This is a genomic window from Martinezella sp. CNPSo 3957, from assembly GCF_057784395.1.
Genome location: NZ_JBXSOU010000007.1, coordinates 221,452 through 242,508 on the forward strand (window position 1 = coordinate 221,452; position 21,057 = coordinate 242,508).

Annotated in this window: 22 protein-coding genes and 2 pseudogenes; 15 read left to right on the plus strand and 9 right to left on the minus strand. The window is 59.9% G+C overall.

The annotated features are described in order from the left end of the window. Position 1: 1 nt before the first annotated feature. The 3 genes and pseudogenes from AC13QE_RS18335 to AC13QE_RS18345 all read right to left on the minus strand — a co-directional run. On the minus strand, positions 2-1,462 hold the full coding sequence (locus AC13QE_RS18335) for an efflux transporter outer membrane subunit (RefSeq protein ID WP_488484751.1): 1,461 nt from the start codon (positions 1,460-1,462) through the stop codon (positions 2-4). A gap of 312 nt (positions 1,463-1,774) precedes the next feature. Continuing rightward, positions 1,775-2,395, minus strand: coding sequence for a hypothetical protein (locus AC13QE_RS18340; RefSeq protein ID WP_488484826.1), 621 nt, complete (start codon positions 2,393-2,395; stop codon positions 1,775-1,777). A 163-nt stretch (positions 2,396-2,558) separates the two neighbouring features. Beyond that, a pseudogene (locus AC13QE_RS18345) lies at positions 2,559-2,654 on the minus strand (LysR family transcriptional regulator); the annotation flags it as partial. Between the two features lie 238 nt (positions 2,655-2,892). Between AC13QE_RS18345 and AC13QE_RS18350 the strand changes: the two are divergent. From AC13QE_RS18350 to AC13QE_RS18405, 12 genes are all read left to right on the plus strand, one after another. Then, positions 2,893-3,588, plus strand: a complete 696-nt coding sequence (locus tag AC13QE_RS18350; RefSeq protein WP_488484752.1) for a GntR family transcriptional regulator — start codon at positions 2,893-2,895, stop codon at positions 3,586-3,588. A 21-nt stretch (positions 3,589-3,609) separates the two neighbouring features. After that, a complete protein-coding gene (locus AC13QE_RS18355; protein WP_488484753.1) occupies positions 3,610-4,521 on the plus strand; it encodes an agmatinase in 912 nt (303 codons plus the stop codon). A gap of 350 nt (positions 4,522-4,871) precedes the next feature. Then, positions 4,872-5,474 (plus strand): amino acid synthesis family protein, encoded by a 603-nt coding sequence (locus tag AC13QE_RS18360; RefSeq protein ID WP_488484754.1) that lies wholly within the window; start codon positions 4,872-4,874, stop codon positions 5,472-5,474. Between the two features lie 24 nt (positions 5,475-5,498). After that, positions 5,499-6,335, plus strand: coding sequence for an alpha/beta fold hydrolase (locus AC13QE_RS18365; protein ID WP_488484755.1), 837 nt, complete (start codon positions 5,499-5,501; stop codon positions 6,333-6,335). Next, on the plus strand, positions 6,332-7,267 hold the full coding sequence (locus AC13QE_RS18370; RefSeq protein WP_488484756.1) for a flavin reductase family protein: 936 nt from the start codon (positions 6,332-6,334) through the stop codon (positions 7,265-7,267). The genes AC13QE_RS18365 and AC13QE_RS18370 overlap by 4 nt, the downstream gene beginning before the upstream one ends. Next, positions 7,264-8,304: an LLM class flavin-dependent oxidoreductase gene (locus AC13QE_RS18375; protein ID WP_488484757.1), complete on the plus strand. Its 1,041-nt coding sequence runs from the start codon at positions 7,264-7,266 to the stop codon at positions 8,302-8,304. The genes AC13QE_RS18370 and AC13QE_RS18375 overlap by 4 nt, the downstream gene beginning before the upstream one ends. 5 nt (positions 8,305-8,309) lie before the next feature. Next, positions 8,310-9,773 carry an aldehyde dehydrogenase gene (locus AC13QE_RS18380; protein ID WP_488484758.1) on the plus strand — a complete coding sequence of 488 codons (1,464 nt, stop codon included), beginning with the start codon at positions 8,310-8,312 and terminating at the stop codon, positions 9,771-9,773. A gap of 5 nt (positions 9,774-9,778) precedes the next feature. Continuing rightward, positions 9,779-10,093, plus strand: a complete 315-nt coding sequence (locus tag AC13QE_RS18385) for an NIPSNAP family protein (protein ID WP_174172767.1) — start codon at positions 9,779-9,781, stop codon at positions 10,091-10,093. Between the two features lie 55 nt (positions 10,094-10,148). Continuing rightward, entirely contained in the window at positions 10,149-11,159 is a 1,011-nt protein-coding gene (locus tag AC13QE_RS18390) for an ABC transporter substrate-binding protein (RefSeq protein WP_488484759.1), read from the plus strand. Between the two features lie 114 nt (positions 11,160-11,273). Further along, complete coding sequence (locus AC13QE_RS18395) at positions 11,274-12,146, plus strand: ABC transporter permease (protein WP_488484760.1); 873 nt, start codon at positions 11,274-11,276, stop codon at positions 12,144-12,146. A 1-nt stretch (position 12,147) separates the two neighbouring features. Then, positions 12,148-12,948: an ABC transporter permease gene (locus AC13QE_RS18400; RefSeq protein ID WP_488484761.1), complete on the plus strand. Its 801-nt coding sequence runs from the start codon at positions 12,148-12,150 to the stop codon at positions 12,946-12,948. Beyond that, complete coding sequence (locus AC13QE_RS18405) at positions 12,945-14,024, plus strand: ABC transporter ATP-binding protein (protein ID WP_488484762.1); 1,080 nt, start codon at positions 12,945-12,947, stop codon at positions 14,022-14,024. The genes AC13QE_RS18400 and AC13QE_RS18405 overlap by 4 nt, the downstream gene beginning before the upstream one ends. A gap of 496 nt (positions 14,025-14,520) precedes the next feature. Here the strand turns inward: AC13QE_RS18405 and AC13QE_RS18410 are convergent. The 3 genes and pseudogenes from AC13QE_RS18410 to AC13QE_RS18420 all read right to left on the minus strand — a co-directional run. Beyond that, a pseudogene (locus AC13QE_RS18410) lies at positions 14,521-14,601 on the minus strand (IS6 family transposase); the annotation flags it as partial. 108 nt (positions 14,602-14,709) lie between these two features. Next, a complete protein-coding gene (locus AC13QE_RS18415; RefSeq protein ID WP_488484763.1) occupies positions 14,710-15,318 on the minus strand; it encodes a LysE family translocator in 609 nt (202 codons plus the stop codon). Positions 15,319-15,967: 649 nt separating this feature from the next. After that, on the minus strand, positions 15,968-17,191 hold the full coding sequence (locus AC13QE_RS18420) for an MFS transporter (protein ID WP_488484764.1): 1,224 nt from the start codon (positions 17,189-17,191) through the stop codon (positions 15,968-15,970). 108 nt (positions 17,192-17,299) lie between these two features. Between AC13QE_RS18420 and AC13QE_RS18425 the strand changes: the two genes are divergently transcribed. After that, positions 17,300-17,659 carry a helix-turn-helix domain-containing protein gene (locus AC13QE_RS18425; RefSeq protein ID WP_132721969.1) on the plus strand — a complete coding sequence of 120 codons (360 nt, stop codon included), beginning with the start codon at positions 17,300-17,302 and terminating at the stop codon, positions 17,657-17,659. 146 nt (positions 17,660-17,805) lie between these two features. On the opposite strand, the gene AC13QE_RS18430 is transcribed toward AC13QE_RS18425, so the two are convergent. Together AC13QE_RS18430 and AC13QE_RS18435 are read right to left on the minus strand one after the other, a co-directional pair. Further along, a complete protein-coding gene (locus tag AC13QE_RS18430) occupies positions 17,806-17,949 on the minus strand; it encodes a hypothetical protein (RefSeq protein ID WP_488484827.1) in 144 nt (47 codons plus the stop codon). Between the two features lie 77 nt (positions 17,950-18,026). After that, the gene (locus AC13QE_RS18435) at positions 18,027-18,632 is read right to left on the minus strand and encodes a TetR/AcrR family transcriptional regulator (protein WP_488484765.1); all 606 of its coding nucleotides are present in this window, start codon (positions 18,630-18,632) and stop codon (positions 18,027-18,029) included. 73 nt (positions 18,633-18,705) lie between these two features. Between AC13QE_RS18435 and AC13QE_RS18440 the strand changes: the two genes are divergently transcribed. Both AC13QE_RS18440 and AC13QE_RS18445 read left to right on the plus strand, forming a co-directional pair. Further along, positions 18,706-19,158, plus strand: coding sequence for a hypothetical protein (locus AC13QE_RS18440; protein ID WP_488484766.1), 453 nt, complete (start codon positions 18,706-18,708; stop codon positions 19,156-19,158). 142 nt (positions 19,159-19,300) lie between these two features. After that, positions 19,301-20,074 (plus strand): SGNH/GDSL hydrolase family protein, encoded by a 774-nt coding sequence (locus AC13QE_RS18445; protein WP_488484767.1) that lies wholly within the window; start codon positions 19,301-19,303, stop codon positions 20,072-20,074. Between the two features lie 256 nt (positions 20,075-20,330). Here the strand turns inward: AC13QE_RS18445 and AC13QE_RS18450 are convergent, their stop codons facing one another. Further along, positions 20,331-21,050: a hypothetical protein gene (locus AC13QE_RS18450; protein ID WP_488484768.1), complete on the minus strand. Its 720-nt coding sequence runs from the start codon at positions 21,048-21,050 to the stop codon at positions 20,331-20,333. Positions 21,051-21,057: the final 7 nt, after the last annotated feature.

Sequence of the window (21,057 nt, forward strand, 5' to 3'; positions counted from 1 at the left end):
ACTACTTGGCCATCGTCAGGTGCGGGCCGGTATTGGTATCGACCACCGCAGGTTTGGAAACATCGACCTGCCCGTCCCAGCCTCCGCCGAACGCCTTGTTGAGCGAGATATAATCGGTGGCGATCGAAGCCTTGCTTTGAATGACGGCCTCCTCGGCGCTATAGAGCGAACGTTCCGCATCGAGCACATCGAGGAAATCCGTAACGCCCGCCTGGTTCAGCGTGCGCGAGAGATCCGACGCACGGCGATAGGAGCTGCTGGAAGAAACGAGCTTGGCATATTTCAGCCGCTCCTGAGTGAGTGACACGACTGCGTTCTCGACATCTTCCATGGCCGAAAGCACGGCCGACTGAAAGGCGATGAAATATTGATCCCGCTCCGCCTTAGCGACTTCGACGGCGGCCTTCAGCTGGCCGCCCTGGAAGATCGGCACTGTCAGTGACGGGCCGAACGTCCATCCGATGGAGGACCTCTTCGCCAGATCGCCGATATTGGCGGCCGACGAAGAAATGTCGCCCGTTAGCGAAATGGACGGATAGCGATTGGCTTCAGCCTGACCGATCTTCGCCGTGTATTGTGCAAGTTGCCGCTCTGCGAGACGGACGTCCGGCCGAGACGTCAGGATATCGGCCGGAATACCGGTCGAGATATTCATCCTGGGGCTCGGAATGGGGCCGCCCGTCCTGAGCGTGTCCTCAAGCGTGGCCGGCGGTTTGCCCAGCAGCACACTCAGGCGATGGACCGCTTCCGCATAGGAGATTTCATAGGTCGGAATATCCGACTCGGTGCTGCTGGCGAGAGCATCGGCCTTGGCCGAGTCGACGCCGGTGGCGCTACCTGCCAGATACTCCGTACGCGTTAGGGCTGCGCTCTTGCGTTGGGATACGGCGGTGCACTTGGCAAGATCGCGTAGCGCCTGGTATTCGCGCGCCTGAACATAGTAGGACGCGACATCGCCGATCAATGTGAGCATGGTGTCGCGTAGCTGCTCGTCGGCAGCATCGACACTATATTTTGCTGCCTCGGCGGCGCGCTTGTTGCCGCCGAAGAGATCGAGCTCCCAACTGGCGTCGAAACCGCCGTTATAAAGCGTGGAGAAGATCGCGTCGGTGGTGCCGCTTGATGCGGCCGACGTGCGTGTTCGCGTCCCCGAACCAGTTCCCTGGAGGCTCGGCAGCAATGCGCCTTTCTGCTCGCGGTAGGTGGCGCGCGCTTCACGGATTTTTGCCTTGGCCGTCGCCACATCCAGGTTGTTGGCCATTGCCTCGTCGATCAGCGCATCAAGTGTCGGATCCTTGAGCTGCTTCCACCATTGAGACAATTCCGGCGCCTTCGAAGGCTTCGTTCTGGCTTTACTGCCCCAATGAGACGGCATTGCAAGGTCGGGTGTCCGGTAATCCGGGCCGACGACGCAGCTTGTCAGCGTCCCGGCAAGTGCGGCGGATATGGCTATATATGGCAAGCTTTTGCTTGCACGCGAACATGTCGACAAGACTTTTATTCCTGCTCAATTGGTCTTTGCGCCGGCTTGCCGATCCTCGTGCGGGCGATGGAGCCCGCGGAAGGCAATTGGCTTCTCCCGCCGAAAGGGCGGATCTGGCACGCGAGAGGTCCGGGAACGCCGGGCGGGGCGCTCCCGGACCATTCAGCCCCATAGGGGCTACTCCTTCCAACCGACGAGGGCGTCCGGGGGGATCTCGATCGATTGGAGGCGGAGAGGAAATAGTCTGGATCGACTAAGCAGTGGGCTTCCCAGACCGAACCTCTATCGCGGTCAGCGGAATGCAGGAGGGGTGGGAACGAGAGATCGTTCGGCATTTTCAAGCTTTGCAAGCTGATCCGTGGTCAAAACCGTGCGAAGAGCGGTAGCTTTGTCCTTGAGGGCAGTCGCCTTGGCGGCACGATCAAGAACGCGCTCGGCGATACGCTCGCCGAAGAGCTCAGTCGGCTTATCGTCGTCGTGGTCTGGCTGCTGCGCGGCGTCGTCATTCACGGGCGGCGGGCCAGGGGGGCGATGCTTTGGGAAGGCCAGAAAATCGGTAAGCGCGTTGGTATAATCCCTCCAGGCATCAAGCTGAGTGCTGCGAACGCCGATCAAGGTTTCCATCGCCGACAACTTCCCCGCCAGTTCCAGGGCCGGATTCGATGGATGAGGGAAGCCATGCGGCGGCAGGGGCATGTCTTCGCCAAAGGCCATCATCGGCCCTTGGGGAGGTGGACCGGGGAAGCCCCAACCTTCCGGCGGCATATGAGCCGGCGGGCACGGCGATGCCATCTCGGCGACCGGTGGGGTCTGAGCGTCTGTGGTAACTGCCGGCTCGCTGGCGAGTGCCGAAGCGGCGATGCCGCCGATAGCCGTTACCAACAAAGTTGCGACGATATGCCGTTGCCTCATAATCAGTGCCTTCATTACGATTTACTGATGCTGAGGCTAGCGGGGCCATGTGAACGCTATACGTCCTGATATTTCTGAACATTTCTCGGCGGGGGAATGTTGTGAATGAAGTTTGCCGGAAGCTTGACGGCAACATTTCATTACAACTTTTCTTGAGGCCCCGCGTATTTATTGTTAGGAAATCAATGAAGGTGCGGACCTCGGCCGAGAGATATTTGCGGCTCGGATATACCGCGTAAAGTGTGCTGTTGAAGCCGAGCACGATAGCCGGAAGCATCAGTCTATCGCGCGCAACCACTTACCTTTTCGGTCTGCATCCAGCGGGGCATGCAAGCGCCCTGTTGACGTCACGCCGAAAGGCTGGAAGGTGTTGAGGGAGAATCTCGGCATTCACGAACAGGCTTTGCTCTGACGACCGCTCTGCCGCATTGACTTCATTTCGACAAAGGATGATCTTGGTACGCCATATTATGGTATTCGAAGATCGAGGTGTGGAAATGAATGATGATGCGCAGGGCGCCGCAATTCGCGTGGAGCGTCCGACGAAGACGCTGCGGGAGCTCGCTCTGGACAAGGTGCGGGAGGCGATCATCAACGGCTACTTCCGCCCGGGCGACCGCCTGGTCGAACGCGATCTGTGCGCCCAGCTCGGCGTCAGCCGCACGATCGTTCGCGAGGTCTTGCGCCATCTCGAATCCGAAGGTCTGGTTGCCAATCTCCCGAACAAGGGACCGATTGTTGCTCAGCTCAATCATGACGAAGCCAAGCAGATCTACGAAATCCGCGCCGCGCTCGAAGGGATGGCGGCACGGCTTTGCGCCGAGCAGAACAATCCCGCGATCGCCGATGCTCTGGACAAGTCGCTCGAGGACATACGGCATAGCTACAGCGAGAAGGATATGGCCAGCGTGCTCGCTCACACATCGTCCTTCTATCAGACGCTGTTCAGCATGGTCGATCGCCATGTGGCCTGGGGTGTCGTCAACCTCCTGACCGTGCGCATCAATCACCTGCGTTCTATGACGATCAAGACGCAAAATCGCGATGTCCAAGGGCCTGCGCAGATGGCGCGTATCGTCGATGCTATCCGGCGTGGCGACGGCGAGGGCGCCTATCAGGCGGCGATGGATCATGTCACCAGCGCAAGCGCCATTGCTCAGGCCGTGCTTTCCGGGCGGCAGCCGATCGATTGATTTCTCGCCAAGGCTATGAAAATGACGGCTTCCTCTTCCTTTCTCGGCTTCTCGGACCGCTTTGACGATGGTCGTCTGCCGCGTGTGGTGATCTTTGGGGCGGGGCACGGCAGCACCTATCCCGGCAAGGACAGCGGCGGCTATGCGTTATCGGCCGGGGCAATCCGGGACGCCAGCCAGGGTGATGCCGGGCTTGTCGAACACTGGGATTTCGATCTCGGCGGCCCGCTGTTCGACGGCAAGCCGATTTCCTGCGTCGACGTGGGGAACATTGAGACCGTCATGCATGACAATGCCGGCAACCGGAGCCGAATTGAGGCCAAGACACGCGACGTTCTGGCATTGTCGGCCGTGCCGATCTTGCTCGGCGGTGACTGCTCGGTAACGATCCCTTTTATTGCAGGCTTTGCGGATCACGGACCGGTCTGGGTCCTGCAGATCGACGCCCACATCGACTGGCGTGACGAACTGCATGGCGAGCGCTACGGCTATTCGAGCCCGATGCGCCGGGCAAGCGAAATGGTGCATGTCGCCGGAATGGTTCAAGTCGGTCTTCGCAGCGTCGGAAGCGCCCGTTCCACCGAGATCGAGGCTGCACAGAGCTACGGCAGCCACTTCGTGACTGCCCGCGAGATCCATACGCAGGGCGTTGCCGCGGCCCTTCGGCATATTCCGGAAGGAGCTCGGGTCGTCGTCACCCTGGATTGCGACAGCATCGATCCCGGCATCATGCCGGGTGTGGCGGCGCGGACGCCGGGCGGTCTCACCTATACGCAGGTTATCGACCTGATCGCCGGCCTCGGCCGGCGGGCTGACATTGCGGGTTTCGATCTGGTGGAGCTCTATCCACCCGCCGATATCGATGGGCTTTCGGCTCCGACCGCCGCTCGTATCGTCGTCAACGCAATCGGCGCTATCGTCCGCCAGGGGTAACGCCGGCGAAATTCCCGCCGTGTGAGGGGCCGACTTGCACGACGCCGGATGATACCGGTGGGCGTCACGCCTCATCAAATTGTCGTTTGTCTGGTGAAGCGGGTTGACTCTCTCACGCCCTCGATGTGACGGTATACCATAATAACGAATACAAAAGCGGAACATCAATAGCTGAAGGTATGCGATGATAAGCATCGCTTTCGCTGGTGCTTGTCGCGTATATCGATAAAGCACTGATATAGCTGATTATTTCTGATGCGCGACACGTTTTTCAATCCGGTCGCTTAAGGCCGCTTGACAGAATAGTATTATGGCATACCATCATATATAATATTAGATGAGAGCGAGCCATGAGCCTTCAGATCCGAAAAACTGTCCTGCAGATCGAAACGACGCTTCTTGAAGGGGGGAAGGCAGCGGCTACGCCGCTAAAGCTTTTCTCGGCCTGCGCGATCGTTAAAAATCCCTGGGCCGGCCGCGGCTTCGTTGCGGATCTGAAGCCCGAGATTCACGCCGCCGCGCCAGTTCTCGGTGAATTGCTCACCAAGATGATCATCGATGCGGTCGGATCGGGCGAGGCAGTCGAAGCCTATGGCAAATCCGCCGTCGTGGGTCTCGATGGTGAGATCGAACATGCATCCGCGCTGATCCACACCCTGCGTTTCGGCAATCACTATCGCCATGCCGTCGGCGCCAAATCCTATCTCGCTTTCTGCAACACGCGCGGACCGGCCAATGCACCGATCATGATCCCGTTGATGGACAAGAATGATGAAGGCCGTCGTTCGCATTATCTGACAATCCAGACGTCGGTCCCCGATGCGCCTGCCGCCGACGAGATCGTCGTAGCGCTCGGCGCCTCCGTCGGTGGACGGCCGCATCATCGCATCGGTGACCGTTACCAGGACCTCAAGGATCTGGGGCAGGACGTCTCCAATCCGGCCGGCGTGTAAGGATCGGATGCTTGGATGCCGGCGATGGAAACGATGGATCAGAACAAGGCCGATCATGTGGCTGTAGGAGGCTTGCTCCGCAAGCACACGGCGCACGGCACCGCCTATCATGAAGTCGGCAAAGGCGAGCCGCTAGTGCTGATCCATGGTGTCGGCATGCGGCTTGAAGCCTGGACGCCCCAGATCGTGGCTTTTTCCGGAAGCCATCGCGTCATCGCCGTCGATATGCCGGGTCATGGCGAAAGCGTTGGTTTGCCCGCCGGCAGCAAGCTGGAAGCCTTCGTTGCCTGGTTCGGCGGCTTTCTCGATGAGATGGCGTTCGGTGAGGTCAATGTTGCCGGCCATTCGATGGGTGCGCTCGTTGCAGGAGGGGCTGCTGCCACCTTCGGTGAGCGGATCAAGCGAGTCGCCTATCTCAATGGCGTCTATCGGCGCGATCCCGAGGCCAAGGCGGCCGTGCTGGCACGCGCAGCCGCAATACCGCTTTCAGGTGTCGACAAGGAAGGCCCGCTACTGCGTTGGTTCGGCGATGATGCTCAAAGTGAAGCCGCGCGGGAGCTCACGCGGAACTGGTTGGGCCTTGTGGATCCGAAAGGTTATGCCACAGCCTATGCCGCTTTCGCCGGCGGTGATGAGACCTATGCCGATCGCTGGCCCGATGTCGAGGCACCTGCACTGTTCCTGACGGGATCCGACGATCCGAACTCGACGCCGCGGATGGCGGAGCAGATGGCCGCGGCGGCACCCAAAGGCTGGGCACGGATCGTCGAAGGGCATCGCCATATGGTGAACTTGACGGCGCCAGATATCGTCAATGAGCTGCTTGCCGAGTGGCTTTCATGCGGGGAGGACGCAAGATGACGGCACAAGATTTCGATCCAAGGGCGCTGCGCGACGCCTTCGGCGCGTTTCCGACCGGCGTGACGGTTGTGACCGCACGCGATCAGGCTGGCCTGCCGATCGGCTTTACGGCGAATTCTTTCACGTCGGTGTCGCTTGAGCCGCCGCTTCTTCTTGTTTGCCTGGCAAAGACCTCGCGTAATTTCGCGGCTATGACGAGTGCCAACCACTTTGCGATCAATGTGCTGTCGGAAACACAGAAGGCCGTCTCCAACACCTTTGCGCGGCCCGTCGAAGACAGGTTCGCCGCCGTCGAGTGGAATTCAGGTGCTGATGGCTGCCCAATCCTTGCCGATGTCGCCGCCTGGTTCGAATGCGCCATGGAGCAGGTGATCGAAGCCGGCGACCATGTCGTCCTGATGGGACGTATCGTCTCGTTCGACAATAGCGGCCGCAATGGCCTCGGCTATGCGCGCGGCGGCTATTTCACGCCGATCCTGGCAAGCAAGGCAGTCTCTGCCGCAGCGGAGGGCAATATCGAACTTGGCGCGGTGGTCGAGCGCGATGGCGAAATCCTGCTGCTTGGCAATGACGTTCTCGCTCTTCCGAATTGCGAGGGCAGGGAGGGCAGCCCAGCCGACATTCTTGGCCAGTATCTGACTGCACTGACCGGCCTGCCGGTGACGGTTGGCTTTCTATACTCGGTCTATGAAGGCAAGAGCGATGGCAAGCATCACATCGTCTATCGCGCCTTCGCCTCGCAAGGCGAGCCGCGTGAGGGCAGGTTCATGAAGCCGGATGCTTTGAAGGCGGTGCACTTCAAGACGAGTTCGACGGCCGATATCGTCGCCCGCTTCGCAATGGAAAGCCAGATTGGCAATTTCGGGGTCTATTTTGGCGACGAGACCTCCGGCTTGGTGCGGCCGATTTCCGGGAAGGCGGTGCAAGCATGAAATTCTCTCTCTTCGTTCACATGGAGCGCCTCGACGCGAGCCAGACCCATAAGAGCCTCTATGAGGAATTCGTCGCGCTCTGCGAGATCGCCGACAAGGGCGGCATGCACGCGATCTGGACGGGCGAGCATCACGGGATGGATTTCACCATCGCGCCCAATCCTTTCGTGACGATCGCCGATCTGGCGCGCCGGACGTCACGGGCAAGGCTTGGCACGGGAACGGTGATCGCGCCGTTCTGGCATCCGATCAAGCTTGCCGGCGAAGCCGCCATGGCCGACATCATCTGCGACGGCCGCCTCGATATCGGTATTGCCCGCGGCGCCTATTCCTTCGAGTATGAGCGGCTGCTGCCGGGTCTTGATGCCTGGGGTGCCGGCCAGCGCATGCGCGAGCTCATCCCCGCCATCAAAGGCATCTGGCAAGGGGACTACGCCCATGATGGCGAATTCTTCAAATTCCCATCGACCACTTCGGCGCCGAAGCCGCTGCAAGAGCCGAACCCGCCGATCTGGGTTGCAGCGCGCGACCCGAATTCGCACGAATTTGCCGTCGCCAATGGCTGCAATGTTCAGGTGACGCCGCTTTGGCAGGGTGACGACGAGGTCGGCGCGCTGATGGGTCGCTTCAACGATGCCTGCGCAAAGAACCTGCATATAGAGCGCCCGAAGATCATGCTCCTGCGGCATACCTATGTCGGCTCTTCGGAGGACGATATCGCACGGGCCGCGCATGAGCTCAGCGTCTATTACAATTACTTCTTCGCCTGGTTCAAGAACGAGAAACCGGTCCATCAGGGCCTGATCGAGCGCATCCCCGAAGAGGATATTCGCGCCAACGCCATGCTGTCCGATGCGGTCATGCGCAGCAACAATGTTGTCGGCGACGCCTCGACGGTGATTGCCCGGCTAAAGACATATGAAGCGATGGGTTACGACGAATATTCCTTCTGGATCGACACAGGCATGTCCTTCGAGCGCAAGAAAGCTTCGCTCGAACGCTTCATCGCCGAAGTCATGCCGGCATTTGCGGAGTGAACGCCATGCAGCGCTTCCAGTATTATATCGATGGCGAGTTTCTGGATGGGGAGGCGTGCTTCCAGAGCATCGATCCCGCGACCGGAGACGTCTGGGCCGAGATGCCGGAAGCGCGCGAGGCCGATGTCGACCGTGCCGTCGATGCCGCTGAGAGGGCGCTCTATGATGGCCCCTGGGCAAAGACGACGGCGACGCAGCGCGGCAAGCTCCTCTACAAGCTCGCCGATCTCGTGGCAGTCAATGCGCAGAAACTTGCCGAACTGGAAACGCGCGACACCGGCAAGATCATTCGCGAGACCTCGGCGCAGATTGCCTATGTTGCCGACTATTATCGCTACTATGCCGGCATCGCCGACAAGATCGAGGGTTCCTATCTGCCGATCGACAAGCCGGACATGGATGTCTGGCTGCGCCGCGAGCCGGTCGGCGTCGTTGCCATGGTCGTGCCCTGGAACAGCCAGCTGTTCCTGTCGGCCGTTAAGATCGGCCCGGCATTGGCCGCCGGCTGCACCATGGTCGTCAAGGCTTCGGAAGACGCGCCGGCGCCGCTTCTGGAATTCGCGCGGCTAGTCCACGAAGCCGGCTTTCCGGCCGGCGTCGTCAACATCATCACCGGTTTCGGCCCTTCCTGCGGTGCGGCACTCGGGCGGCATCCGAAGGTCGCGCATATCGCCTTTACCGGCGGGCCAGAGACGGCACGCCATGTCATCCGCAATTCGGCGGAGAACCTCGCCTCGACATCGTTGGAACTAGGGGGCAAATCGCCCTTCATCGTCTTTGCCGATGCCGATCTCGAAAGTGCCGCGAATGCGCAAGTCGCGGGCATTTTCGCGGCGACCGGCCAAAGCTGTGTTGCCGGCTCGCGGCTGATCATCGAGGCCAGCGTCAAGGAGGCATTTCTGTCGATCCTCAAGCGCAAGGCCGAAGCAATCCGCATCGGCTCACCGCTTGATATGGCAACCGAGGTCGGTCCGCTCGCCACCAAGAGACAACAGGATCATGTGGCCGCGCTTGTCGAGACATCCATCAGGAGCGGCGCTCGGCTCGTCACCGGCGGGCAAAAGCCCGACGGCGTGGGTTACTATTTCCCGCCGACGATCCTGGATTGCGATGGTGTCAGCTCGCCGTCATTGGCCGAGGAATTCTTCGGGCCCGTTCTGTCGGTTGTCTCGTTCGAGAGCGAGGCAGAAGCGTTGAGGCTTGCAAACGACACTCGCTACGGACTGGCATCCGGTGTCTTCACCCAGAACCTTACGCGCGCCCATCGCCTGATGAAGGGCATCCGCGCCGGCGTCGTCTGGGTCAACACCTATCGCGCGGTATCGCCGATCGCGCCCTTCGGTGGTTTCGGCCTCTCAGGCCATGGCCGGGAAGGCGGGCTTGCGGCTGCGCTCGATTACACGCGCACCAAGACCATCTGGCTTCGCACGTCGGATGATCCGATCCCCGATCCCTTCGTCATGAGGTGAGGCCGATGTTTTACGAGATCCGCACCTACCGACTGAAGAACGGCACCATCCCGCAGTATCTGAAGGTCGTCGAAGAGGAAGGGATTGCCATCCAGAAGGCGCATCTCGGCAATCTTGTCGGCTACTTCCATTCGGAAATCGGAGTAATCAACGAGATCGTGCACATCTGGGCCTATTCAAGCCTCGACGATCGTGAGGCGCGGCGCGGGCGGCTGGCGGCGGACCCCGAGTGGCAGGCTTTCCTGCCAAAGATCCGCGACCTGATCGAACAAGCGGAAAACAAGATTATGAAGCCCGCCGGTTTCTCCCCATTGGGATGAACGGGCGGGTGCGTAAGGCATGCCTCTAAGAACTTAAAAACAAGGACAAGGGAACATGAAAGCAAGAATTGCACTCGCGGCCTTTGCCGCAATGATAGCCGCATCCATGCCCGCCAAGGCCGAGACCATGGTCTTTACAAGCTGGGGAGGAACGACGCAGGATGCGCAGAAAGTTGCCTGGGCCAACCAGTTCACGGCCAAAACCAACATCGGCGTCATGCAGGACGGCCCGACTGATTATGGCAAGCTGAAAGCGATGGTCGAAGCCGGCCAAGTGAGCTGGGACGTCGTCGACGTCGAGGGCGATTATGCCGCGCAGGCTGGAAAGGCAGGCCTGCTCGAAAAGTTGGATTTTTCCGTCATCGATAAATCGAAACTCGATCCGCGTTTCGTCAGCGATTATTCGGTCGGAAGCTTCTATTATTCCTTCGTCATCGGATGCAACGCCGATGCCGTCAGCGCCTGCCCGAAGACCTGGGCGGATCTTTTTGACAGCAAGAAGTTTCCCGGCAAGCGCACCTTCTACAAATGGTCCGCGCCCGGCGTCATCGAAGCCGCACTGCTCGCCGACGGCGTTCCCGCCGACAAGCTCTATCCGCTCGATCTCGATCGCGCCTTCAAGAAGCTCGATACGATCAAGTCGGATATCGTCTGGTGGTCGAGCGGCGCGCAATCGCAGCAGCTGCTGGCGTCGGCCGAGGCACCTTTCGGCAGTCTCTGGAACGGCCGCATGACGGCGCTTGCCAATAGCGGCGTCAAGACGGAGACGTCATGGAGTCAGAACATTACGGCAGCGGATTCCCTTGTCATCCCGAAGGGTGCGCCGAACCTCGAAACGGCGATGAAGTTCATCGCGCTTGCGACCTCGGCACAGCCGCAGGCCGATCTAGCGAAGGCAACCGGATATGCGCCGATCAATCTCGGCTCGGCGAAACTGATGGATCCGGAGACGGCCAAGACCTTGCCCGACCAGCAGACGGCGAGCCAGGTCAACGCCGATATGAGCTATTGGGCCGCAAACCGGGATGCCATCGGCAAGAAGTGGTACGCCTGGCAGGCGCGATAAGCGGCGGAGATGACCAGACCACCGCGGAAAAATCTCCGCGGTGGGGCAATGCGAGGTCCAGGCCCGCGAGTAGCGCTCGCTGCCCGTCGGCGCCCGTGGTGGGAAAGGGTTGCCATGTCGACATACATAGACGTTGCGGATAAGGCCGCACCGGCGCGCAAGGCGGCAAGGCCCACCGGATTTGCCCAGGTGGCGCCGGCTCTCGCTTTCGTCGCGATCTTTTTCATCTTTCCGGTCATCGCGCTGCTTTTGCGCAGCGTGATGGAGCCGGCATTCGGCTTTGGCAATTATGCAGAGTTGTTGGGCTCCGAAACCTATCTGAAGATCTTCGGCAATACATTCATCGTGTCGGGCGTCGTGACCGTCTTGTCGCTGCTGATCGGTTTTCCTGTCGCATGGACGCTGGCGATCATGCCTTCGCGCTGGTCTTCCATCGTCTTTGCGATCCTGCTGCTGTCGATGTGGACCAACCTGCTGGCGCGAACCTATGCCTGGATGGTGCTTTTGCAGCGCACGGGACTGATCAACAAGATGCTCATCGGCATGGGTCTGATCGATAAGCCGCTTGCCCTGGTCAATAACCTCACAGGCGTGACGATTGGCATGACCTATATCATGCTGCCCTTCATCATTCTGCCGCTCTACGGCGTCATCAAAAAGGTCGATCCGGCCGTGCTGCAGGCGGCAGCGCTCTGCGGCGCTAGTCGTCTGCAGTGCCTGACTCGCATTCTGCTACCGCTTGCCGCTCCCGGCATGATGGCGGGGGCCTTGATGGTGTTCGTCATGTCGCTCGGCTACTACGTGACCCCGTCGCTGCTTGGCGGTACCGCCAACATGATGCTCGCCGAACTCATTGCGCAATTCGTGCAATCCCTCGTCAATTGGGGCATGGGCGGCGCAGCAGCCTTCATCCTGCTCGTCGTCACCCTGACGCTCTATGCCGTCCAGCTGCGGCTCTTCGGCGCCCAGAATATGGGAGGACGCTGAGATGCTGCTGAATTTCGATCGCCTCGGCTGGTGGAAATATGTGCTGCTCGCCATCACCGTCCTGACCGCGGCTTTCCTGCTGATGCCGATCCTGTTCATCGCGGCCTTGTCGTTCGGCTCGTCGCAATGGCTGATCTTTCCGCCGCCGGGCTGGACATGGCGCTGGTACACGGAACTGCTGTCCGATCCGCAATGGCTGGCTTCGGCCTGGACGAGCTTCAAGATCGCGGCGATCGTCACGGTGCTTTCGGTGCTGCTCGGCCTTGTGACATCCTTCGGCCTCGTGCGCGGAAAATTCCTGTTTCGCGATGCATTGAAGGCTCTGTTCCTGACGCCGATGATCCTCCCCGTCGTCGTCTTCGCCGTGGCGCTTTATGCGTTCTTCCTGCGGATCGGGTTGGGGGGCACTCTGATCGGCTTCGTCCTCTCTCATCTTGTCCTGGCGCTGCCATTTTCCATTCTGTCGATCTCCGGCGCGCTTGAGGGCTTCGACAAATCGATCGAGGATGCCGCCGTACTTTGCGGCGCCTCTCCGCTCGAGGCGAAGATCAGGGTGACGCTGCCGGCCATCAGCCACGGATTGTTCTCGGCCGCCGTCTTCTCGTTCCTGACATCGTGGGATGAGGTGGTGGTGGCGATCTTCATGGCGAGCCCGACGCTGCAAACCCTGCCGGTCAAGGTCTGGGCGACGCTCAGGCAGGATCTGACCCCGGTCGTCGCCGCCGCTTCCACTCTTCTCATCCTGTTGACGGTCATATTGATGACATTGGCCGCGATCGTACGCAAGGTTCTGAAATCATGAGCGAATCTTTCTTGAAGATCAAAGGCATCCGCAAGGAATACGGCCCCGTCGTCGCTGTCCACGACGTCAATCTCGAGGTCAGGCGCGGCGAGTTTCTGACCTTTCTCGGCCCCTCGGGTTCGGGCAAGAGCACGACGCTTTATATCCTCGCCGGTTTCGAGAACCCGACCAAGGGCGATATCCTGCTGAACGGCGAGACGCTACTGTCGACGCCATCGCACAAGCGTAATATCGGCATGGTGTTCCAGCGCTATACGTTGTTTCCGCATTTGACTGTCGGAGAGAATATAGCATTTCCGCTGAAGGTTCGCCGCAAGTCCAAGGCAGAGGTCGACAGCCGGGTCAGGGAAATGCTCCGCCTTGTCCGGCTCGAAGGCTTCGAAGACCGCAAGCCCGCGCAAATGTCGGGCGGCCAGCAGCAGCGCGTCGCCCTTGCAAGGGCGCTCGCCTATGATCCGCCGGTGCTTCTCATGGACGAGCCCTTGTCGGCGCTCGACAAGAAATTGCGCGAAGAGATCCAGCACGAGATCAAAAGGATCCACGAGCAGACCGAAGTAACGATCCTCTATGTGACTCACGACCAGGAAGAGGCCCTGCGGTTGTCCGATCGTATCGCCGTCTTCTCCAAAGGCATCATCGATCAGATCGGCACCGGGCCGGAACTTTACGCCAATCCGAAAACCCGCTTCGTTGCCGAATTCATCGGCGACAGCGATTTCATTTCGTGCCAACTGCTGTCCTCGGACAATGGCCAGGCGACGATCTCGCTCAGTGACAAGACCGTCTTCGACAGCATCCCGGTTCACGGCCGGCCGATGTCGGGCAGTAAGGCGGCATTGATGCTGCGGCCCGAGCGCATCCGGCTCGGGCGCGAGGCGGGTGTGAGCAAGGGCCTCAGCGCGACGGTCAATGATATCACTTTCCTCGGCAACAACGTGCATGTGACCACGCGGATTGCCGCCGGCGAAACCCTGTCCGTGCGTCTGCCCTTCGGCCATGAAGCCATCTCGGGCTTGAGCCGTGGCGACAATGTGCATCTGGAGTTCGATCCTGACGCCGCACATGTCTTCTGCTAGTGCTGGCCGGCACTCTTACTGCGCAATGAAGGCAACGACTGCGACGACGGCAATCAGGACCATGAAAAGCAACCGAAAACGCACGGAGTCGCTGGCGCACTGCGTCGGGGCTGCAGTTCATACAGACCCGCGTCGGCCGCTGGCTGGCTTTCAGGCTGTCGAGAGCCTTCCTAAGGTGGGCTGCATCCTTGGCATCGAAGCCCCTTTACACCCCCCGACATAGACCTAATCACCCTTTCGGCCGCCAAGAGGAGGGCTCCCGATCCCGCTGCGGGCATCGGTCGGTCACCCATCGCTTACAATCATGCAACTTTCCCTCTTTTCTATCGCTATTCGCGCCCCGGAAAATCAGGCGCTGATCAATCGCTCAGCCGTAAACTTATCGGTCACGAGTATGTCGATGACACCGGTATCGCAAATTGCGGTTCTGTCGCAAAACGATATTGAGGTCACGGATGCGGAGCCATGCACTGGGGCTCAAGCGGCAATAAGTTCGGAATTGCTCTGCGATTGACGGGCGTGGATTGTCGGCGAACCTCGCCTGCCGTTTGTGCATCATATGGACCATCTCGATACCGTGTTGCGACAGAACCTTTACAGCTTCATAGGGGAAGCTTCGGTTCGCCTTATGACCTGCGGCAGGCGCCATCTCCTTACCCTTATGATTTGCGGGCAAGTGCGCCGCTCACAGAATGGCCATCAATACAGTGGCCAGGATCGTGGCGCCCATGAGGACATTAACTGCTCTCTCTGTCGCTGGCTTGAGGTTGGCCCGACCAAGGGCGACGCCAGCCCAGAGCCAGGCAAGGTCGACGACGACCATGACAGCAACGCAGACGATCCATTTGATCGACATGTCAGCAACGGTGTCGAGCCGGACGATCGAGTACGATGCCATGAGCGACGCAAAGGCGATATAGGCCTTGGGATTTGTCACGCCAAGGAACGCTCCGCCGGCCACCGTCGAGGCGAAGTTCGTTCGGCTCTCTGTTTCACTCGCTCCAACCGGTGCGAAAGCGATCTTGTAAGAGAGATAGAGCAGATAGGCGGTTGCGATGAACATCATCGCCTTTGTGGCACCCGGAATGGCGGCGAATATGGAAAAGAGGCCGGCCGCGCTCGCACCGGCGGCAATCGCCAGACCAAGCTGCAGGCCGCCGTAGAAGCGCAAACCCTGGAGAAATCCCCGGTTCTTGCCAACAGCAATAAGCGCCGCAATGGCTGGGCCGGGCGACCCAAGCAGAAGTACCGCAGCAATCCAAAAAAGGGATAAATTCCCAATATCAATCGTCATGAAAGCCATCACATAAAGGATTCTTTATGTCTTTATATGTTCTTGGCCAAGTTGCGTCAAGCGATCACCAGGGGCCGAGCGAGGAAGATCTGTTCGACGCCAGTCCAGACTATAGCTCCTCAATCCGGGCCTCGTGTTTGTCGCTCTGGGCATGCGAGGGTCGGCTGGGGAGGGCGGACCTGTGGCCGGCTGGCGCTTGCGCCTAACCCGAAAAAGGCGGCTTCATTAACCTGAAATGACCGACGACATCGTCGGAGAGCAGCTAATTACATCATGGCAAGCGCTCTGGTTGCTATAAGGGAGGCTGAACCACATCGCCTCGCCGATCGCAAGATAGCGGCTACCAAGACGGCGACATTTGCTAAGGATACAATTCTCTCCTAACGCGTGGTGATGACGTTGGACCAGCCGGGAATTCGTACGACAAAGTCGCTGAGTGTGGCACCGGGGCGTGTAACAACGTAGGCCGAATACGGTATGATCTGGATCGTCGGTTCCACGATCGTGTGGTGGCCTGATCTAGTCGAAAAATAAAATCCGAGCGGACGCCGGCTTCGGTGGCCCTGTCCCTCGAAGCTCCGGGATACCCCGAAGCTGATTGCGGCCCACCTCCTTTCCATTACTTATCCGTCCTCCAACGCAGGCCATGTCAGTCCCTTGCAAGCTTATGGAAAACGGTCATGCCACCCAGAAGAGCTACAATAGCAAGCACCACCGCAAATCCTGTCGAACCAAGGGAAAGACCCGCCCTATCGATGACGAAGCCGGTCGCGACAGGCATCAGCCCGGCCGGGATATAGCCGCCGATATTGAGAACGGCGTTTGCCTCCGCCCGATGATTGCCTGGGACGTGCAGTCCGATCAGCGTCAGGCCGCCGAGCTGCCCGAGGCCCTGTCCACTGCCAGCAAGCAGTGCTGCGACAATCAGGGCGGCGACATTAGACGAGATCACCGCCAGCGCGATGCCTGCCATGGACAGGATCGTTGCCGCGGCGGCGCATAGGAAAATGGTGCGCACGGAAAATCGGCGGGCGGCGAATTGGACGCCGGTCGCCGTAAGAAACATGGCGCAGGCCATGCCGCCGGCGATCAATGGGCTGGTGACACCGAGCAGATGCGACAGCAGCGAGGGGCCGAGTGCCAGCACAAAGGACGTCGCGGTGATACCCGGCCCAAAGACCGCAATACCCAACAGAAGATGGCGATGATTGGCGCGCGGCACGCTCGGCAGATGCAGCCGCCAGCCATGATCGGCCTTTGTGCCGTGATGCTTCAGTGGCAGGATCAGGATCGCGGCTAATGCACTCAGCAGTACGGCAAGCTCGACGGCAAAGATCGGAATCACCGGTGCCGCCAGCAAGAGGGCGATGCCGCCGGCGAGCAGCGGCCCGAGGCCAGCCCCGAGAACCATGGAGACGGACGCGATCAGCGAGGCTTGCCGTTTGCGTTCTGGTCCGCCGAGATCGACCACCGCCGCCATGCCCGCCGACACTACGACGCCAACAGCTACACCCGATAGGAAGCGCGCGGCGATCAGCATCGCCACCGAATGGGCGCTGGCGAAGAGCACACAGGCGACGAGTGCGGCCGCGAGTCCCGGGACAAGGACGGGCTTGCGCCCGTAACGATCGGAGAGCTGCCCGGCGACCAGCAGCGTCAATAGCAGGCCAAGAATGTAAGCGGCGAAGATAACGGTCAGCGTGGCTGATGAGAAGCCAATCGCAGCCTGCCACCGCACATAGAGCGGTGTCGCCGAATTCGAGAGAATGAAGACGGCGGTGATGATCCAGGCGGCCATCCACATACGCCAAGGCGGATGGGCGGCGTTCTCATAGGCTGAGTGGACAGTGTGGGCGGGGTTAAGAGACGACATGGGCAGACTCCATTTGTCAGTACGATTTTAGTCGTACTTACCATAGTTCGATGGAAGTCGTACATATTAATTCGACAGGAATCGTACTGACGTGCTATGAGAGCTGCCATGGCCCTTTCGACCACCGACACCCACCACTCAATTCCCACCGATCTCCCGGCGCCGCTGCCTGAGCCGTCAGCAGAGGATTTGCGCCTCGATATCATCATGGGAGCGCTCGCCGATCCCTTGCGTCTCACCATCGTCAGAAAGCTGCTTCTGGAGTCGGAAGCCTATGACCACACCTGCGGATGGTTCGGTTTCGACCGGCCGAAGTCCTCGCTGACCCATCATTTCAAGGCACTGCGGGAGGCGGGCTTGATTCGGCAACGGCAATATGGGCTTGAGCGCCGTAGCCGGGTGCGCGCTGAAGACCTCGATACCCGGTTCCCAGGCCTTCTCGATCTGGTGAAGGCGTGGCAGCCGTAAGACCAAACCGATGACTAAGTCTGTCTCCGTCTCCATCGGCGAATCGACCATTGTGGTCCGCTTGCGTCGTTTGGCCATTGTCGTCGGGTTTAAACCGCATTGGACGGCCAGGGACCGGGCGCTTTCCTAGGCTCGAAGCAGCGTCGTCATTCGGGAGCTGCCGCGGAGGCAGTCGAGAGGAACATGCCCCAGACGGCAGCGCCCGTCACACAGAACGCGAGCCCAAGTAGCACCTGCACCAAGCCCGGTACGTCGAGATGTCTGGCCAAAATTGCAAGCGATGCGAGAATGCAAAGCTCCGGGGAAAATCATATACCGAGCGCCGTTGCTCTCATTGTCTGTCCACGACGTCGTTGGATTCGTTCGCTCATTTTTGAAGCAGTCCTAAGCCGGTTAAGAGCCGAATGATGTAGTCTCTGAGCTGCTCCTCCGTTTGGTCCGCAGGCTCGAGAAGGATCTGATGGAGCAGAGCGCCGGTCAGCATGTCTTGGATCAGTTCCGGATCGAGACCACCCGAAAGAGCGCCAGTGGCACGAGCGCGCCGGATCATGTTGGAGAAGGCCGCTCTGCGTGGACGCAGGACGGCCTCGGAATAAATTGCCTTCAGCTCTGATTTTTCGCCCAGGGCCAGCACGCTGCGCGAAAGGCCCCGATAGAGGGGGTTGAGCATCTGACGCGGCACGTTCTCGACGAACCAGTCCATCACCTCTGAAATCGGCCGCTCGGCCCAGTCGGCGAATGTGGCCTCCGCCTCCTCGCGAAGACGGCCCAGAGCTCGCGCGAGGATTTCTTCTCTGGAAGACCAGCGGCGGTAGATCGCGGTCCTGCTGACGCCGGACCGTTGTGTGATCTGCTCGAAGCTAACCGCGCTGAGGCCGCCCTCGATGAATAGCGCCAACGCTGCATCAAGGATCGCGGCATCGACCTCGGGGCTGCGGGGGCGGCCGGTTCCGATGCTGGAGGATGCGCACATTGACAAGGATCCAAACCAAAGTTACGCTACAGTAACGTATCGTAAGTCGGTGCGTCAACATCGGAGGCGAAAAATGGTGGCGAAAGTCCTCGCAATCCTTCTGGCTGTCTATTCCCTCCAGGCCCTGGCGAAGTTCGGCTTCTTCTTCGCGCTCAGCTATCGCAGTCGCCGGATGGCCCTAGATCGCGCGTATGCGGGCAAGGCGAGCGCCACCAAGACGGCCGATGCCTTTCTCCTCGTGCTTGCCATTGTGCTCGCGGTACTGCTCGACCTTCGGGGCGCTGACCATGTGAGCTTCCTCACAGGCTTGCTCGTCGGGATGACCCTCATCCAAATCTACTTCCATCAATTCTCCGTCCCGCTTTCCAATGAGGAGGCGCCGGAGCCTCCTTCCTCGCCGATCAAGATCATGTCGTACGCGATCCAGGCGCGGCCCAGCCGTCCCTGGAAGGAGTTGGTGGTGATCGCAGTCTTGCTCGTCTGGTCGCTGTACGGCCTCGCCCAGCAGTACGGATTGCTCTGGTGAACACCAACGCCGAACGGTTCCGATCGCTCCGGCGCGAGCGGGCGCGATGTCGCTTTGTCCGCTATAGTCAGCGCGAACATCGGGATTTTCGGCGCCTTGTTCTTGTTCAGGATGTCACGGGTGCAGGATGAGGGGATCGTCGGTGCTTGAAACGGTGGCCTGCCTCGGCTCCAGCAGCACCGCTGGCAAAGGGCAGGCATTCGATTGGATTGGCGAACTATCTCGACGGCCGCGCAACGCACGGTTCAAATTTCTCAACTTCGGCGTTGGCGGCGATTTGGCAAACGATGCCCTGAAGCGCGTGGACAGCGTTCTGGCGAGCACACCGGACCGCATCGTTGTTTGGGTCGGCGGTAACGATGCCCTGGCGATGGTATCGCCTAAGGCACGACGACTTTTCCGAATAATGAAGTTTGCATCCACGCCTGCGACCGAGACGCGGTTTGACGACTGCTTTGAGAGGCTCGTTCGACGGCTGAAGTCCAGCGGCGCCCGCGTGGCCGTATGCTCTCTCGTGCCGATCGGGGAATCGCCTACATCCCATCATCCTTTTCAGGCTGCGCTCAACTCCGCAATCCGCGACTTAAGCGCAAGTATCCAACGCATCGCTTGCGATGAAACCGTCGAGTACATCCCGATGTTCGAGACCTTCCGGGCTGCCATCGCGGCCGATCCGGGCCGGGCGCTTACGACCCTTCGGTTCCTATCGATGTACCGCGATGCGTTTCGTGCGATGGTGCTGGGGATGTCTCCCGATGAAATCGGGCGGTTGAACGGTTGGAAATTTCATAGCGACGGCATCCATCTCAACGGCAGAGGAGGGATGATCGCTGCGGACCTGATCCAATCCAACTTGGACGGCCCCAACCCTTTTTCGGCCTCAACGCGAATTGGCGATCGAGAGACGGGCATATGACACATTGTCGTCTGGCACTTTCGTGGTTGCCTTCATTTGGCGAGAAGTTTCTGCCCTTAACGGCACCGCAACGTTACTCGGTCATCTCGGCTGGTTTCGGGTCGATTGAGCCGCAGGTTGCCACGATGGATGAGTCATCGCAGGTCCTGGGCTGCATGCTCAACCTAGGCGGCAGGAATTAAGGCTCGATTCCTTATTCAAGTGCTTAAATGCCATTTCGCATTATAAGAGGTCAGTCACTGCCGAGGTAGCGACTTCACTCGAAGCGATAGTCGGAGAGATCTACCCCGACGATGAGGGGCTCTGCGGCCGGCCCGTTGTCCGGACCGCGGGGATAGACCCGGAATTTGGACGGCAGCACGATGCCCTCCACGGTCACGTGCTCGAGGAGATAGCGGGCGGCCGTGTTGTTGCCCTGGATCTCAACCTCATAGTCATGGCGCCGGATCAGTCCGTCCGGACCGATGTAGAAAGTCTGCTCTCTGCTGTGGGTCGCGATTGTCGCCGGAAAGGTCGTCCGCAGCCGGCGCCACGTCTCGCCTTGCTCTGACCAGGGTGCTATTTCCTCTGCCACGACGCCCGGAAGTGCGAGAAGGAAAGGAGAGGTCAGATAGGTCCACATCGTGTAGCCCGCGAAATAGGCGAGTTGCGGATCGCTCCAATGCGTCTCCATCGCGAACCCATCGAAGCTCGCGCGCGGCCGCGAGAGCTTCTCGACAACCTCACCTTCCGGCGTCTCGATCGTCACCTCGTCCGGTGTGAAATGTGAGCGGTTCTGGGTCGGACGGAACGGCCAGTGTGACACCTCCTCCTTCCGAAGGTTCACGCGCACATTGGCGTGAGTGAGCGTGCCAGGCTTGCCCTTCAGGTCCCAGAGAACGCCGAACTGGTGGAGCTTAGCCGTCAAAAAGGAGAACCGCCGGAACCGTTCGAGGCCGCCATGCGCGTCGATCACCGCCTGCTTAAGGTCTTGCATAGGTGGA

Bases quoted from the DNA above. Each gene is read 5' to 3' on its own strand.
- AC13QE_RS18340 (WP_488484826.1), bottom strand. From the start codon at position 2,395: ATGAGGCAACGGCATATCGTCGCAACTTTGTTGGTAACGGCTATCGGC.
- AC13QE_RS18350 (WP_488484752.1), top strand. From the start codon at position 2,893: ATGAATGATGATGCGCAGGGCGCCGCAATTCGCGTGGAGCGTCCGACG.
- AC13QE_RS18355 (WP_488484753.1), top strand. From the start codon at position 3,610: ATGACGGCTTCCTCTTCCTTTCTCGGCTTCTCGGACCGCTTTGACGAT.
- AC13QE_RS18360 (WP_488484754.1), top strand. From the start codon at position 4,872: ATGAGCCTTCAGATCCGAAAAACTGTCCTGCAGATCGAAACGACGCTT.
- AC13QE_RS18365 (WP_488484755.1), top strand. From the start codon at position 5,499: ATGGAAACGATGGATCAGAACAAGGCCGATCATGTGGCTGTAGGAGGC.
- AC13QE_RS18370 (WP_488484756.1), top strand. From the start codon at position 6,332: ATGACGGCACAAGATTTCGATCCAAGGGCGCTGCGCGACGCCTTCGGC.
- AC13QE_RS18375 (WP_488484757.1), top strand. From the start codon at position 7,264: ATGAAATTCTCTCTCTTCGTTCACATGGAGCGCCTCGACGCGAGCCAG.
- AC13QE_RS18380 (WP_488484758.1), top strand. From the start codon at position 8,310: ATGCAGCGCTTCCAGTATTATATCGATGGCGAGTTTCTGGATGGGGAG.
- AC13QE_RS18385 (WP_174172767.1), top strand. From the start codon at position 9,779: ATGTTTTACGAGATCCGCACCTACCGACTGAAGAACGGCACCATCCCG.
- AC13QE_RS18390 (WP_488484759.1), top strand. From the start codon at position 10,149: ATGAAAGCAAGAATTGCACTCGCGGCCTTTGCCGCAATGATAGCCGCA.
- AC13QE_RS18395 (WP_488484760.1), top strand. From the start codon at position 11,274: ATGTCGACATACATAGACGTTGCGGATAAGGCCGCACCGGCGCGCAAG.
- AC13QE_RS18400 (WP_488484761.1), top strand. From the start codon at position 12,148: ATGCTGCTGAATTTCGATCGCCTCGGCTGGTGGAAATATGTGCTGCTC.
- AC13QE_RS18405 (WP_488484762.1), top strand. From the start codon at position 12,945: ATGAGCGAATCTTTCTTGAAGATCAAAGGCATCCGCAAGGAATACGGC.
- AC13QE_RS18415 (WP_488484763.1), bottom strand. From the start codon at position 15,318: ATGACGATTGATATTGGGAATTTATCCCTTTTTTGGATTGCTGCGGTA.
- AC13QE_RS18420 (WP_488484764.1), bottom strand. From the start codon at position 17,191: ATGTCGTCTCTTAACCCCGCCCACACTGTCCACTCAGCCTATGAGAAC.
- AC13QE_RS18425 (WP_132721969.1), top strand. From the start codon at position 17,300: ATGGCCCTTTCGACCACCGACACCCACCACTCAATTCCCACCGATCTC.
- AC13QE_RS18435 (WP_488484765.1), bottom strand. From the start codon at position 18,632: ATGTGCGCATCCTCCAGCATCGGAACCGGCCGCCCCCGCAGCCCCGAG.
- AC13QE_RS18440 (WP_488484766.1), top strand. From the start codon at position 18,706: ATGGTGGCGAAAGTCCTCGCAATCCTTCTGGCTGTCTATTCCCTCCAG.
- AC13QE_RS18450 (WP_488484768.1), bottom strand. From the start codon at position 21,050: ATGCAAGACCTTAAGCAGGCGGTGATCGACGCGCATGGCGGCCTCGAA.